8 protein-coding genes and 1 CRISPR repeat array are annotated in these 14,945 nt (G+C 43.1%); of the genes, 3 read left to right on the forward strand and 5 right to left on the reverse strand.

Features of this window, described 5'->3' with window-relative positions; genetic code table 11:
- Positions 1-5: 5 nt before the first annotated feature.
- Positions 6-143 carry a hypothetical protein gene (locus MCUP_RS10025; RefSeq protein ID WP_013737710.1) on the forward strand — a complete coding sequence of 46 codons (138 nt, stop codon included), beginning with the start codon at positions 6-8 and terminating at the stop codon, positions 141-143.
- A 578-nt stretch (positions 144-721) separates the two neighbouring features.
- On the opposite strand, the gene crn1 is transcribed toward MCUP_RS10025, so the two are convergent.
- From crn1 to MCUP_RS05300, 3 genes are all read right to left on the reverse strand, one after another.
- Positions 722-1,255, reverse strand: coding sequence for a CRISPR-associated ring nuclease Crn1 (crn1, locus tag MCUP_RS05285; RefSeq protein ID WP_013737711.1), 534 nt, complete (start codon positions 1,253-1,255; stop codon positions 722-724).
- Positions 1,256-2,238: 983 nt separating this feature from the next.
- Positions 2,239-2,433 (reverse strand): PIN domain-containing protein, encoded by a 195-nt coding sequence (locus MCUP_RS10135; RefSeq protein WP_013737715.1) that lies wholly within the window; start codon positions 2,431-2,433, stop codon positions 2,239-2,241.
- Positions 2,430-2,678, reverse strand: a complete 249-nt coding sequence (locus MCUP_RS05300; RefSeq protein ID WP_052296638.1) for an AbrB/MazE/SpoVT family DNA-binding domain-containing protein — start codon at positions 2,676-2,678, stop codon at positions 2,430-2,432. The genes MCUP_RS10135 and MCUP_RS05300 overlap by 4 nt, the downstream gene beginning before the upstream one ends.
- Positions 2,679-4,072: 1,394 nt before the next feature.
- A CRISPR array of direct repeats spans positions 4,073-10,045; the repeat unit is 25 nt; unit sequence GTAGAATCCTTCATGGAGTTGAAAG.
- 132 nt (positions 10,046-10,177) lie between these two features.
- On the opposite strand from MCUP_RS05300, the gene MCUP_RS05305 reads away from it, so the two are divergent.
- Entirely contained in the window at positions 10,178-11,083 is a 906-nt protein-coding gene (locus MCUP_RS05305) for a hypothetical protein (protein WP_013737732.1), read from the forward strand.
- Positions 11,084-11,954: 871 nt separating this feature from the next.
- Here MCUP_RS05305 and MCUP_RS05310 read toward each other — a convergent pair.
- Together MCUP_RS05310 and MCUP_RS05315 are read right to left on the reverse strand one after the other, a co-directional pair.
- Entirely contained in the window at positions 11,955-13,175 is a 1,221-nt protein-coding gene (locus MCUP_RS05310) for a glycosyltransferase family 4 protein (protein WP_013737733.1), read from the reverse strand.
- A gap of 159 nt (positions 13,176-13,334) precedes the next feature.
- Complete coding sequence (locus MCUP_RS05315) at positions 13,335-14,792, reverse strand: APC family permease (protein ID WP_373419054.1); 1,458 nt, start codon at positions 14,790-14,792, stop codon at positions 13,335-13,337.
- Here MCUP_RS05315 and MCUP_RS10235 point away from each other — a divergent pair.
- A complete protein-coding gene (locus MCUP_RS10235) occupies positions 14,710-14,886 on the forward strand; it encodes a hypothetical protein (RefSeq protein WP_342789578.1) in 177 nt (58 codons plus the stop codon). The genes MCUP_RS05315 and MCUP_RS10235 overlap by 83 nt on opposite strands.
- Positions 14,887-14,945: the final 59 nt, after the last annotated feature.

Genomic DNA, 14,945 nt, shown 5'->3' on the forward strand with positions numbered 1-14,945 from the left:
GCACCTTGAGACAAATCAGGAGGTTATCGCAGTCCTTAAGAGGTCCAGTTTTGAGATCAGGTCACGTCCCTCAGGGAGGTAACGGGGTCGCAGATCGTCAGGGAGCTCAGCGCGTTGAGCTTAGAGTTCATGACTCGTTCTGAGCGAGTCGGGGGGTTCATCAACCTCGTTTAACTAGTCCTTCTCTCGATCTTAGGAGAGGGTTCTCGACACGATCTCGCCGCGATTACGTTAACGCTTCAAGTTGAGGGCTTTTACTTACCCCCGAAGGAGAACGCAGCGTTGAGATAAAGAGCGATAGGTTCGAAGACGCCACACGATCTCGAAGTCAGCGGAACCCTTTGAAGGCGTTCAAACGTGTGAACGCACGACCCTCGATCACGCTTTTAGAGCTAAGGCGAGAGCCATGAAGGGAACGATCGGGATTGAAAACTCTTTCTTTGTGTTTCAAGAAACTGAATGAGGCAAAAAAGCGACAAGTGGTCCTCCACGACGTAGGGGACGTCTCTAACGTGATCGACCGTACCTAGCCCGTGACCTTTTCCTCGTAAGGAGGCCTTAAATTAGGCTTATGAAGTACAAGGAGGCCTCACAGTCATTGAGCCCTGGTCTTTCTCGCGTGACGTGAGTTACACGCTTTCTCCATCCTGGCTACCTAGGATCTCTCACGAGGCAAACGTTATCCTCGAGGGCAGCTGGAGACGTTACCTTTCCCTTGAGCTCAACCGAAGTAAACGATGGTCTTGGACCTCTCAGAGATCAGGGTGCAAAAATCGGGGGAGCACTCCTCCTTACTTAACACTCTACTCGCCCTATCTTTCATTTCGTGGAACTTCCTGTTCATCTCCAGGTACTCCTCTTGATCTATCACAGTGGAGACAAGCCTCGCCCCAACCTCCCTTCCAGCGAGCACCGCCGCTGCGCTGATGGCCTTCCTACCTCCCGTGAAGTCTAAGTAATCGTTCGCCCTCAGGACCTTCCTAACGCTCTCCCTAACGTATATGAATTCATCCGGGGAAGTCACATCGTTAAAGGGTAGAACAATCTGGCCTATCTTATTAACGTTGAGACAGCAGAGGAAAAGCGCTTGAAGGAAGTAGAAAGATTGATACACCTCCTTAGTTATAACCGCGACAACCTCGGAGATGTTAACCTTACCAGGTGAGCTTGATACGAAGTTCCCAGAGGTTAAGTTTACGTAAGTTTCAGCGACCCCTCCTGGAGTCTTGCCTAAGGTCGCAACTAACTTCACCATATCATTATGTTAGCTCATCGAGGTTAAATTTTGATATTTAAAATTGTTTGGGAAGGGACTGCTTCTCTTTACGATTGGGGAAGTAGCCTAAAGGGTCATTGAAGCTCTTTCGTTCACTATCTTTAAAAATTTTAAATTCAACAAGTCAAAATAAATTATATATGATATGGTTACCGTATTAAATACACCGTTCATGTTAATTAAAATGATATTTCTCTGCGTCCCTCTATTTTCGTATCGAACTTATGCGGTTTCATTAGGTCTCTAATCTTCTCACGACTTTTCGAACACTCAATTATCTTCCTATTACCCAATTTCCTATAGCACTGGGAAAATAAACAAGTCCAGGTAGAGAAAAACTTGACGTCACTTCGTGAGATTTACTTTTTATATTGCAATAATTTGTGATATTAGTTCTTAAACTCTCCAGTTTCTGGATTAACTTCTCGTGACCGTGAGAAATCTATTGCACTGGCGAGGACTCCGATCATTTGACTGTTAAATATATTGGCTAAGGCTTACATACTAGATTTTCACGTGGGTTCGTTAATAACATCCGCTTTTAACTTTTGGCAAAAAAGATTTCATTGGAAAGCTAGGTTTTGACGAGCTTTCATACATAGCATCTAGAGTGATCATCTTGGCTACACTGAGCGTTGCGTTAGCATTTGTGGGCCTGGACGTAATGGGAGACTTAACGTTTATCCTTTCCTTTAGATGCGCCTTAAGCATATTTTATTTTAGAAAAATGTAGAGAGGAAGGACAACGAAAAGCAAAATTCTTAAATACCTTTTCAAGGCTACTAACTAAAACTTTGCATTAACTTTACTTTTTAGCTCTTCATCGTTACTAATCACTTCTGCATTCTCCTTTAATCCACAGCTTACATGGGTTGCGTCCTCTAAGTCCAATTTATACTTCACGGCGACATAATAGACATGATCCCAATCTCAACTAACCTTATTCCCAGATCCTTAAACGCTTAAAAAATTTTACCTATCACGTCTCTTAAATTAGTGTTCAACAATTTAGAAACTACAATAGAAACTTCAAAGGGCGTAATTATTGACGTTAATCTTTCTTCAGTCTCTTTAATCCAATTATAAGCTATCTTACCATATGTGGGATCTCCCATAAGGTAGTATACAAAAACGTTAACATCGAAGTACCTCTTCATTTCTTATCCTTAATTTCCTCCTTAAGCTTTTCAAATGAACCTTGTTCTATTAGCTCGTCAATATCGCCCTTTATCTGGGCTTTAAAAATTCCATAATATTTATCTACCGCATCGTCTTTGATCGGCTCTAATATTAACTTATCATTCTCCAGAACAATTCTAACTTTTTTGAAATTGATTTTTTCCCTAATTTCTTTAGGTATAGTTATTCTTCCCCTTTCGTCCAAGCTAAGTATATGCTCCACAGTACTATTTGTAAACCCATATATATAAATTTATTAAACGATGAAGAGAAACGCTAAAAGGATCTCGTTTTACTGATAATCTTACTGCTCAAAGTTCGTCAAAAATTATTTTGTCGGAAAATGATAAAAATTACTCACAGATTAGCCTGGAATTCAAGTAATATGATTAAAATCTGTGAGCAACAGTAAATAAGTACAAGAGCTGATATTTTCTAAGAAAATCATATAATTCTTTAAAATTATTTACAATAACATCCAGTTCATAGCCTAAAGGATCAATTATTGTCCTTTTCCTATTAACGAAAATTGCCTTCACCCCTGCGTTTTTAGCGCCTATTATGTCAAAGGGATTAGGTGGGTTGTTTCCTGGTGCCCTGGCGGAACTGGTATCGAGCCTATTAAGTCAAGGAGATTAGATGAAACTAAAAATGCCTCTTCTGCTTCCATACTGTCTAAAAAGCATACATACTTTTGGTGGGGGCTTACTCACGAGGAGAGGGCTTAGAATGATGGCGTCGTGGTGCTCATACTTTTAGTGAGGGCTTACTCCTTAACGCTTTCAGCACTGATATCTTTAAAGTATCCTAGCAAGTTATTACGTTCTAGGTGTTGCTTGACTTCAACCATTAGATAGTTCATAAATTGTCGAAATTTACGATTCTCTCTAGTACACTACCTTCGTGTGCTCTCAAATGTAGAACTGGTCCTTAGGCTTGGCGAAACGATGAGACAGAGTGCTCTCAAATTCCTCCGTTTATTTAACTCATCATCTAGTTCGTATCCTTATTTCTTAACTTTGAAAACGCTTTAAAGTCTTTGATTATTTTCCAAACCCTTTGTATTTACAAAATTAATGTAAAAGGTTATGTAAGTTTTAGTTATTCATCTCCAAACTCTTGAACTACCGTGGAAGTGTCTAAAATCGCTCCGACAGGACAAACGCTAAGGAGGATTTAAAACGAGATGAAAAAGTTATCAGTTTCAAACGCTCGTTCAACGCGAAGATTGATCGAATTTATAAGTTCATTTATATAGATAACTCAAACGTTGAGGTGAAAAGTGAGCTGTTTCCTCCACGTCAAGGTCGAAAAGGATTTCACCTCACGTTACTAACTTAGTAACTCGAACTCAATGAGATCGAAAAATAATAGGTTAAGACGAGCGTAAATTAGCGCTGACTTGGTTCTAGTCTCAATGCGACCGATACGAAATCATCTCGTAAACTTTACGTTTATAAATTAGAGATCTCTTTCAAAATAAGGGTGGGACCATGCGACCGAAAAGCCTGAGGTAAAATACTAGGAGAGAAGGTCGAGAGGGGAGATGAGGGGAGACTCGTCAAGTTTATTATTAAGAAAGGAGAGAGTAGAGGTGAGAAATATATAAATTGAAGTGTAGAATCCTTCATGGAGTTGAAAGCAACCACATTAAGGAGTATGTGAGGATCAAGTCTGAGTAGAATCCTTCATGGAGTTGAAAGTCTTTATCAATAAAAGCCTCAGAGTCATAACTTAATATCCCGTAGAATCCTTCATGGAGTTGAAAGTATCCCCGGATAGTCCTTAAAAAACAAGGGCAAGACGTTGTAGAATCCTTCATGGAGTTGAAAGGTGGGAATGCTTCAGGAAATGCTAGTACAAGCAATCAAGTAGAATCCTTCATGGAGTTGAAAGTTATCCCTTTGATCTTGGGTTTCTTCACACTCTCACCAGGTAGAATCCTTCATGGAGTTGAAAGAAAATAAGGGCAAAATAAGTTGCACTGTATACAATATAAGTAGAATCCTTCATGGAGTTGAAAGTTAGTTCTTCCTCTTTTCTCTTTCTCTCTTGCTCTCTTCTCGTAGAATCCTTCATGGAGTTGAAAGTCTCCCTTCTTTCCCCTACCCAGCCCCCCCCCCTACCCCCGTAGAATCCTTCATGGAGTTGAAAGTCAAACTGAGGTAGTAACTGTGATTGATTTGCGTTAAGTGTGTAGAATCCTTCATGGAGTTGAAAGATAGTAAAAAAAGTCGTTAACATAGTTCAGAGAGCTTTAGGTAGAATCCTTCATGGAGTTGAAAGAGTTGATTCCTTTGATAGGACAGAGTAAAGGAGAGCGAGTAGAATCCTTCATGGAGTTGAAAGCTAATAAAATAAAGAACTAGAAATAAATAGATAGAAAACGATATGTAGAATCCTTCATGGAGTTGAAAGTTGACTCCCTAAGGTTGCCACGCCTTGCTTCCACGGTAGAATCCTTCATGGAGTTGAAAGTGTTTAACAGACTGATAGCCATCTCTAGATACATTTGGTGTAGAATCCTTCATGGAGTTGAAAGTCCAAATAAATATAATTATTCCATTCTGTATAGTTATTGTAGAATCCTTCATGGAGTTGAAAGGACCTAATGCGGTTGTACTCACTACTATCTTAGCGTTACCGGTAGAATCCTTCATGGAGTTGAAAGTCATCACAATTAATATTACAATAGTATAAACTTTTAGCGTAGAATCCTTCATGGAGTTGAAAGAGATTTAGTAGTAATCTTATGGAAAAAGATATACAAAAGTAGAATCCTTCATGGAGTTGAAAGTTCCTTATTAGTCCCTCAACAAAGTCATTTTTCTCTTCACGTAGAATCCTTCATGGAGTTGAAAGTTTCCCATAAGCTGAGTTGAGTAACAGTTTGTAGTAAAGGGTAGAATCCTTCATGGAGTTGAAAGTTGTAGAAATGGGGTATGATACAACGTGGTACCATAATTTCGTAGAATCCTTCATGGAGTTGAAAGTGGGTAAGTTGGTGTACATAACTTTCAATGAGATTGATGAGTAGAATCCTTCATGGAGTTGAAAGTTTTAGTATTTGCTCTATGAATCCTATTAAATATGCGGGTAGAATCCTTCATGGAGTTGAAAGTGTATTCCAACATGCTACTCGTAAGGAGTTACGCAGACAGGTAGAATCCTTCATGGAGTTGAAAGAACGCGTCCCACGTGCCTAACGTGTACTGCGTGTTGTACGTAGAATCCTTCATGGAGTTGAAAGAAATTAATTATAGTCTTTTGAACATTATTTACCTGTAATGTAGAATCCTTCATGGAGTTGAAAGGCCGCCCCTGGCGGGTTTTGAGACACTTCCTGAGTCATTTGTAGAATCCTTCATGGAGTTGAAAGGACACCACGCCTGCTAACTCCTCGCCTTCACTTATTTTTGTAGAATCCTTCATGGAGTTGAAAGATAACGACTTCGCCACTGTTGACAAGCTCGACATTAACGAGTAGAATCCTTCATGGAGTTGAAAGTGAGGACTCCTTTCACGTTAAGGACGTCGTTCAGGTTACCGTAGAATCCTTCATGGAGTTGAAAGCAAATCGTGAGTGTGAGTTTTTCATTCGGGACTTACACGTAGAATCCTTCATGGAGTTGAAAGAAATTGAAACTCACACTCACGGTTTCCGGGACGGTTTGGTAGAATCCTTCATGGAGTTGAAAGAGAGAGTCAAAAACATTACAGGATCGCTTATGAACTAGCGCGAGGTAGAATCCTTCATGGAGTTGAAAGAAACTTTCTGGTATGATTTGCTGCAGACCGTTATTGAGTGTAGAATCCTTCATGGAGTTGAAAGAACTCTTTCGCTGCCATTTCATCCCTCAGTTCGTATGCTGTAGAATCCTTCATGGAGTTGAAAGAATTTTTTGGTGAGACTGTTAGAGTGAGAAGTAGTGTAGAATCCTTCATGGAGTTGAAAGAAACTAGTCTTTGACAAGCCATCATTAACGACGGAGAAAGTCGGTAGAATCCTTCATGGAGTTGAAAGTGAGAACTCAGGCGCTTCGTTCGTGTTGATGTAGTATTTGTAGAATCCTTCATGGAGTTGAAAGAATCTGTGGGTGTAAGTTCCAAAATTGAAACTCACACTCGTAGAATCCTTCATGGAGTTGAAAGTTTTTTTCGATATTTGGCTCATTTTCTCACTAATAAAATGTAGAATCCTTCATGGAGTTGAAAGACTCACAACCGTCCCAGTCTCACTTCTAGTTAAAAGCACGTAGAATCCTTCATGGAGTTGAAAGCTAGGAGAAAGGCCGCGGGCGTCGTACGCCCCCGGTCGGTAGAATCCTTCATGGAGTTGAAAGACCCCCTCAACAGAGAGATCACTCTTATCCACACTCGCCCGTAGAATCCTTCATGGAGTTGAAAGTATAAACAATTTGGTGATAGTGTAGTAATAACTGTCAGGTAGAATCCTTCATGGAGTTGAAAGTCAATATAAAAGCTTAAATACCTCTTTTTCCTATTCTTAATGTAGAATCCTTCATGGAGTTGAAAGATTAGGTATTGTAAGCTGCGTTGTGCTTTGACCAGTAATCGTAGAATCCTTCATGGAGTTGAAAGATTGATTTTAAATGTTATTATGTCGCTAAGATTGTCATGTAGAATCCTTCATGGAGTTGAAAGCTGTTGTTCCTCGTATCTTTGCACCCACTCGTAAGCTCTTGTAGAATCCTTCATGGAGTTGAAAGATTTTACACGCTTTTAACATAAATGTCCGCGATCCAGTAGAATCCTTCATGGAGTTGAAAGCTATATATTCTCTCATTTTGATTAACTTCTACTTGGTAGAATCCTTCATGGAGTTGAAAGAAAATGAACTACGTTTTACACTACGTTAAAAATACGTCATGTAGAATCCTTCATGGAGTTGAAAGTGTTACGGTAGCGAACACGGTTATCTTCACCATTTAAGTAGAATCCTTCATGGAGTTGAAAGTAGAGGAAGGATTTGAACTACCGCTAGTAGAGGCGGCAGCCGTAGAATCCTTCATGGAGTTGAAAGTCAAAATATGTAGAGTTTCTGAAAGTTCTAGTACTGTGTAGAATCCTTCATGGAGTTGAAAGAGATGAGATAGTAACTGAAGCCATAAACGATATGGTCAGGATTGGTAGAATCCTTCATGGAGTTGAAAGGATAGTAATTCTGCATCACGTCAAGGATTGTTTTGATGAGTAGAATCCTTCATGGAGTTGAAAGAGGAAGGACATAACTATTAACCTATCGCCCTGGGAGCGTAGAATCCTTCATGGAGTTGAAAGATTATACCTAGACCGTACACAATGCCCTGACCAACAGGGTAGAATCCTTCATGGAGTTGAAAGTAGACATTAGTTCAAACGTGGTAACACATTCGGTTAGTAGAATCCTTCATGGAGTTGAAAGGATTGTATAATCCTGTGAGCGTCAAACGACCTCATTCCGGTAGAATCCTTCATGGAGTTGAAAGTCATATGTCTGATCATTATACTGTTTAGTTATTTGAAAGGTAGAATCCTTCATGGAGTTGAAAGCAAACTGACATAACACAACAATTATCAACCACATATTATGTAGAATCCTTCATGGAGTTGAAAGTATGAGATTAAGACTGCGAACAAGTTACCGATCACTCCACGCATGTAGAATCCTTCATGGAGTTGAAAGAGATCTCCACCAAATGAGGGGTCAAGAGATATTCTCAGTAGAATCCTTCATGGAGTTGAAAGGATCTACACACCTCAAGCTCCAAGTGTAGATGGTTATATGTAGAATCCTTCATGGAGTTGAAAGTCTCATCCTCTCCCAGAAAAGGGAGATTCAAGACACTAGTAGAATCCTTCATGGAGTTGAAAGTGAACACCCTGGATTCTTCCCCCATTTAAGTATTATGTAGAATCCTTCATGGAGTTGAAAGTTTGAATCAGACCAACTTGGTAGTTTGAAAAGAGAGAGTAGAATCCTTCATGGAGTTGAAAGATCTGGGCAGGAACTTGCACAAGGCAACGTTGTAGGGGCAGTAGAATCCTTCATAGAGTTGAAAGTTGTCACTATACCCATATTGCCATTCCACAGTTATGAGTAAAATCCTTCATGGAGTTGAAAGTTACTCTTTTCTGATGGCAGAATCTTGTATAGAAGGTGTAGAATCCTTCATGGAGTTGAAAGTTTATACTCCATGGGGTGAAAAACATGGGGTATCTCAAGTAGAATCCTTCATGGAGTTGAAAGATTATCAAGTAAGTACTTCACTACGTCGTTTATCTTCTGGTAGAATCCTTCATGGAGTTGAAAGAATATAACATATAACGAAAAGGGGAATTTTTTTGAGTACCGTAGAATCCTTCATGGAGTTGAAAGTTGAACCTGATGTATCTAGTAACACTACCACCGTATCCTTGTAGAATCCTTCATGGAGTTGAAAGGAAGCAAGCATGTGAGGAGTTACATGGCTGACACTCTCTTGTAGAATCCTTCATGGAGTTGAAAGTGCGCTAACATGAGTTGGCACGGCATTTAGCTCACATGTAGAATCCTTCATGGAGTTGAAAGATCTTATCATGTATATACGAAAAACCCAATATGCTCTTACGTAGAATCCTTCATGGAGTTGAAAGACAGTAGCCACAAGTTGATTAGCCGCTTGTAAATCCTGTAGAATCCTTCATGGAGTTGAAAGGCCTCGTTCACTGAGGTGTCTATTACTAGCTTCATGTAGAATCCTTCATGGAGTTGAAAGAACACCACATAATTCCCCTCTTTGTCCCTCTTCAGACTGTAGAATCCTTCATGGAGTTGAAAGCTTCTTTGCGTTCTTGGTTTCTCTTGAGCTTGTCCGGTATAATCCTTCATGGAGTTGAAAGAAAAAGGAATTTGAAACTCAAAGCTTTCACCCGCTAAAGTAGAATCCTTCATGGAGTTGAAAGTATAATTTAGATAAGTATTTGTGAACTCTTCCCTTATGTGTAGAATCCTTCATGGAGTTGAAAGAACACAAGGAGAGGTAGGTAAAGTATACTGAGATCTTGATTGTAGAATCCTTCATGGAGTTGAAAGTAAGGGACATGTCAACGTATCAAAACGGCGTAGCTACGCCGTAGAATCCTTCATGGAGTTGAAAGTAAAACACTCCTCAACCCTCTTTACCATCTCTAGATCGCGTAGAATCCTTCATGGAGTTGAAAGGTTACACTACTTACGTCAGTTAGCAATGTTACGAGATGGTTTGTAGAATCCTTCATGGAGTTGAAAGAGGAATAGAGATAGCTCTAGCTACCCTCTTAATCACGTAGAATCCTTCATGGAGTTGAAAGTCAAGCTCTGGACTAGTGATCCATGCTTCACCCTCACTTGTAGAATCCTTCATGGAGTTGAAAGTAATCCTGTCCGCAAGCTCGTCCCTCAGGTAGGATATCAGTAGAATCCTTCATGGAGTTGAAAGTGTTGCATAGCCTCAATCGGTGGTAGACCAAACCCTTCAACGTAGAATCCTTCATGGAGTTGAAAGGTCACTACGTACAATGCAGTACCTAGGAGGTAGCCTAGAGTAGAATCCTTCATGGAGTTGAAAGTATAATAAAAGGCGACATCGTAGTCGTAGCTCTATTATGTACACAACTTTAAAAAGGAAAGATGCTGGCTATTAGTGAGGTTCAACAACTAGTGAACCAGGGAAGGCTAACGTTCATGGAGGTTACAGTGCTATGAGCTTAACATCAATTATAAAAGCAGGGTTCCAAAAAGAGGTAATAGATCATATTCCAAATCCAAAAATTAAAATTTCTGGAGATTGTGTTGCTTGTCCATTAACGACAAATTACGCATTAATTGGGACTGCTTTTGATTATTTACTGAGAGCCGAAATAAAAAGAAGATGCTCCGGTACAGTTGAAGTGAGTAACATTGGACGACAGGCTATAGCTAGGGCGGAAAGTCTTCTAGGTGATGTAATAACTGAAAAAGATTTAGTTTACATGAAAAAATTAGCCGATAAATATGATAATTTAAAAAACAAATTCTTAATTGACGGCGTTCTTTCCGATGAATTTATTGAAACTATTATAAAATATGCCAGATTAGATGAAATTTATAGATCAGGAAAATATTACGATGTCACAAAAGAAGTTGATGTTTTAGATATAGCCGATATGAAGGCACTTTACAGCATAATTCCAAAAGATCTTGTTAAAGAAACAAGTCATGTTTTAGCTGACACTACATTCCCTAAAGGTAGTGAACTAGTTGGTGGCGCTGATGTCGATCTAATAATCGACAGTACTCTGATTGACATCAAAACCACTAAGTCTCCATTTTTGACTAATTACATATGGTCACAACTGGTCGGTTATTATATCTTAGCAGACATTGCACATGAGTATGATAGAGATTTCCCTGTAATTGAAAAGGTTGGGATATATTTTTCACGATATGGGAAATTATGGGAAATTGAGGCCTCTTACATTAGAGATAATAAAAATTATGTTTATTTAAAAGATAAATTAGTACATTGGAGAAAAAGAAATGAGGAATATGGTGAATATTCCAAAGTGACTTTTACTGAAAAACTATTACAGTGGTTAAAAAAATATCGTCAAGTAAACAGGCCCTGATAAGATAAGAAGGGTAACTGAAAGGCTATGAGGGGAGGTAGAATCCTTCATGGAGTTGAAAGTCCGTTCGTGCCTCGGCCTTCTCGCCCTCCCTAAGGAAGTGGAGTTAAACAAATTGAAGACGTTTTGGGAAATCGGCTGGCTAGTTAGGAGGGAAGGACGCGCGCTCACTTGACGAGTCGAGGAACTTCACGCGTGGCGGGAGTGTCATCGTGCCACCTTAGGAGGGGCCGCTCCTGAACGTTTTGAAGGTATTGTAGCTTTCGCTGGGGTGAAGGTGGGACTTTCGTCTAAACCTTGAACGTGGCCTCCCCTAGGAACCGCCGTTGAGAGGACGAGACGATGATTTAACCCTTTCTTTAGCGTCTAACACCTTTATCGAGAGTTAGCGCGCGACGCCTTCCATTGAAGAGGTGATGAGCTCGCTCGTTAAGGGAGAGGGCCCTTAGAGTCGGGCTAACGGAGGCGGGCCGCGGTGAACGCCTTGAGGGATAGGAGGTTAACTTGAGAGAGTGGGAGGGCTTAAGTCCTCGCTTGACTCAAGGGAGTTTCGAGATCTCTCCGTTCAACTCGAAGTGACAGAGAGGGAGGTGAGCTGAGGAGTTTCCCTTTGAGCAGTTCAGCGGGGGAGCTCAACGGTTCTCCCGTGAAGGGAGGTATCCTACATTGAAGCCACAAAGGGAGCGGAGAGATAGGTTAGGACGTACCTTTTGACGGGAGGCGTTCCTCACGTGTGCCCTCCCCGATCCGCTCCTTTACTTTAGGTGATGTAGCGCCTCAACTCCAGGAATTTCACGGAGACTAAGGTCTAGGCGTTCACTCCACGTCCTACGCGGGCGTCAAACACGTGGTTGGTTAGAAAAAGTGGTATCTAAGCCTTCGCGAAGGTGGAGAGGAAATCGTGAGTCTCCTGCGCGACGTTGCCCCAAGAGGAGTGAACCCTAAGGAACTCCTTAACCCTCTCGTCGTTGTGCTCGCTCTCGTACTCCTCCTCTTTCATGTTCATAACCTCGTTCGCCGCTCTGGCCATCCCCAACACGTCGTGCTCCCTCACCGTCTTTACGGGCTTAATCCCGGAGTAAACGTACCTTATGGCTGGGATGTCGTACGCTACGACCGATGTGCCCAGTGCCAGGCTCTCCAGGACGACCAGGGAGAACCCGTCCTGATGAGAGGGGTAAATCAGGACCTTAGCTCTAGATACGGCGTCGTAGAGCTCATGTAGGGGCCTGTAACCTAGGTAATCTATCTTAGGGTGGGACAGGGCCCTCCTCTCCCTCTCGCTGAAGAGCTTGCCGAAAACTAGGATCCTGCCGTCGAAGTGGTCCGCCACTTTAGGTAGCTCCCTCGTCCCCTTCTGTGGGACCAACCTAGCGAAGAAGACGGCGTAGTTCTCCTTACCTCTCACCCTCCTTAAGTTGCTCGGGACGTCAAAGGCGTTACCTACCTTGTAAACGTGTAACCTCACTCCGTACCTCTCGGTCATCCTATCTATCCCAGAGAGGGTTATAGAGGATTGGGAGACCGCGGCGATCCCCCTAAGCGTGTGGTCCCTCATGGCCAACTCGAAGGCCCTCCTGTCCAGCTTGTAAAAGACCCACATCAGGGTGTCGTAGGCGAGGCCGGGGACCCCCATTATCCTCCTGTACCCTCTACCGAAGGAGTTCCTAAACGGTTCCTCATGAAGCAACTTAACCAGAGGTTTCCCGATCCTCCTTGCGACGTGGTAGGAGAGCCTGAGGGTTATGGAGTCCTCATGCATGTCGTAGACGACGTCCGCCCTCACGTCCTCCAACTTCCTTACGCTCTCTGCGTCCTCCTCCAGGTCGTTCCAGTTCAGGTAGACCGTGTGAGACCTTAGGAAGTAAGATATCCTACCCTCTCTCCTCCTCTCCGTCACGTCATAAACCGTGGGATGGACGTTCACGTACCTCTCGAGGTCCTTGAGCACCTCGTCTCCTGGCCTAACGAAGGTTGCGGGAACGTAGAGCGTCACGTCATCCCCCATCTTACCCAACTCCTTCAAGACGTTTATCACGTGTTTCGACCCACCCGAGGGGTTGAACACGTTCCCGATAGCTAATATCCTCATTGTTGATCATGATGCTGTTTCCCTTTTTATCTCTAATCCAAAAGCTGACCTACCTTTTGGCTCAAGATGAAAAAAAGATCTCGCTTAGTGAGGTCAGAGCGAATTCGATTGAAGCTAAGTTCACTTGTGGGAAAAAGGATTGCCTTAAGGAGGGTTAACTCACTTAGATCTCTCCTGCATCTCCTCCTGAACTATGTTCACTGAGGTTCCGGCGACCCTGTATGAATCGGGCTTATTTCTCTTTATCCAGAAGGTGTAGGCTATCGAGAAGGCTAGGGCTGCCACTCCCACTCCCACCGCCTGAGTGACGGGGAAGACCGGAGGCCATATCGATTCGTAGAGGACGAAGGCGAATATCAATGTCGCCACGGCGGGGAGAACGTAGTGCTGTATGGGGTGTAAGACCTTGTTTACGCCCGTGTGCCTCTCCTTGAGGCGGTAGTAGAGGACCATGACCGCGGTGTTGTTCATGAAGTGAGCCAGTATGAAACCGACGAGAGCTATCGTCGTGAGGAAATCGAACGCGTTGGTTAGGGCCGTGAAGACCTGACTTGAGGTTGCGGGCGAGGTTAACATTTCGCTTACGGACACGCCGGACATCTCACCTATTATGAACGCCGAGAGTATCGCCACCGCGCTTGAGACCACACCTATGAAGAGGAGGGACTTGCTGGGGGTGACCCACCTCTCGTGGACGTAGGAGAAGAACTTGGGTAGTATTCCCTCCCTTCCCATAGCGAAGTAAACCCTCCCCGCGTTGGACTGCATGGCTACGCTGTCGCTGAAGGCCGAGTTGAAGGCGAAGAGGGCGAGGAGCATACCTCCCGCTATCCCTAGGAAGCGAGAGTAAACTATTATCCCGGGGATGTTGTTGTTGGCGAAGCTGGCCATGTCGTTGACCCCCCAACCCACGGTCAGCGCGTAGCTCACCTCAGTGAGCACCACGCCGACTACGGTGACGCCTAGCATTAGAGCCTTGGTGATGTCCCTTGATCTCTTAACCTCCTCTCCTAGGGGAGCGGACCCCCCGTAACCTATGAAGCTGGTCAAACCGAATATCATGCCCAGACCTAACCCCGCGATCGGTCCTCCGATGGGAGAGTACTGAGATCCGTAAACTGAGTTCCAAGCGAACGGGTTGAATATGTTAAGCGTGTTGTCCTTGGACTCAGCTATGATGATCAGGGAGGTCACCGCTAGGAAAGCTATCTCAGTTATCGCGGCGTACCTGATGTACCTCATCTGAGGCCTTATGCCTATCATGGCCAGGAGGACGGGCACCAGGATGAAGGTTAGGATGAAAGGTATCCATATCCATCCAGGTAGGTTTATCCCAAAGAAGTAGCTGAGCACTCCAGGCAGGACTATCCCGGCCACGTAGACTGGGATCGCCGCGGTGCTAACTATCTGATAGACAGGGTACATCAACCCGGTCACTATGGCCGCGAAGGGACCTAGGGCGGTCGCTACGTAACCGTAGTAGCCTCCAGCGCTAGCGTGACGCTTCGATAGGTGATAGAGGGTGTTGACCTCAATGAACATCGTGAGCATTGCCAGTAGGAAGGCGAGAGGGGTGAGAACGAAAGCGAAGGCGGCGGCTGACGTTATGAAAGCCACGGTGTCACAGGCTGGAGCCATGGCGGCTATCTCTTGGGCGACCGCCTCAAACGTGCCAACTACTCCTCTCTTAAGTCTAGGAACTGACTTCTGATTTGAAATTTTGGTTCACCCTAAATTAGGGTAAACCAAAAGGTATATAAGCTTAGATGA

The sequence above is a fragment of the Metallosphaera cuprina Ar-4 genome (assembly GCF_000204925.1).
In the GTDB taxonomy this organism is placed as follows: Archaea; Thermoproteota; Thermoprotei_A; order Sulfolobales; family Sulfolobaceae; genus Metallosphaera; species Metallosphaera cuprina.

Coding starts and splice junctions, on each gene's coding strand:
- crn1 (WP_013737711.1), bottom strand. CDS start 1,255: ATGGTGAAGTTAGTTGCGACCTTAGGCAAGACTCCAGGAGGGGTCGCT.
- MCUP_RS10135 (WP_013737715.1), bottom strand. CDS start 2,433: ATGAAGAGGTACTTCGATGTTAACGTTTTTGTATACTACCTTATGGGA.
- MCUP_RS05305 (WP_013737732.1), top strand. CDS start 10,178: ATGAGCTTAACATCAATTATAAAAGCAGGGTTCCAAAAAGAGGTAATA.
- MCUP_RS05310 (WP_013737733.1), bottom strand. CDS start 13,175: ATGAGGATATTAGCTATCGGGAACGTGTTCAACCCCTCGGGTGGGTCG.
- MCUP_RS10235 (WP_342789578.1), top strand. CDS start 14,710: ATGAACATCGTGAGCATTGCCAGTAGGAAGGCGAGAGGGGTGAGAACG.